Below are 435 nucleotides of genomic sequence, written 5' to 3'. Positions count from 1 at the left end.
CACTTCTTCTTGCAGCCGTCAGCATGCCGGACGCAACGCCGCGGCGGCCCGGGCCAGTTCGGTGATGCGGGCCCAGTCGCCGGCGGCCAGCGCATCGCCGGGCACCAGCCAGGAGCCGCCCACGCAGGCGACGTTGCCCAGCGCCAGGAAATCCGCCGCATTGCCCGGCTGGATGCCGCCCGTGGGGCAGAACACCACGTCGCCGAACGGCCCCTGCCACGCCTTGAGCATGGCGAGGCCGCCGGCCTGCACGGCCGGGAAGAACTTCAGGGCGTTGAAGCCCTCTTCCTGCGCCATCATGATCTCGGTGAGATGCACGTCGGCTTCCTTGGTCACGCGTTCCACGTCGTGCAGGAAGTTCATGATCTCGCCCTTGGCCACCGCGGCCACCGGGTCTTTCACCAGCGAGGCGACCACGCGGCGGGTCTCCTCGGC

At 69.9% G+C, this 435-nt stretch carries 1 protein-coding gene; it reads right to left on the bottom strand.

Going from position 1 to position 435, the window contains the following annotated elements; genetic code table 11:
* Window positions 1-18 precede the first annotated feature (18 nt).
* Window positions 19-435: beta/alpha barrel domain-containing protein (locus tag AC066S_RS39510; protein WP_478272014.1), on the bottom strand; the 417-nt coding region annotated here is incomplete at its 5' end.

This window comes from Bradyrhizobium sp. CFUWI (genome assembly GCF_056429085.1).
The sequence above is the reverse complement of the archived record's forward strand: the minus strand, read 5'-3'. Positions and strand labels throughout refer to the sequence as shown.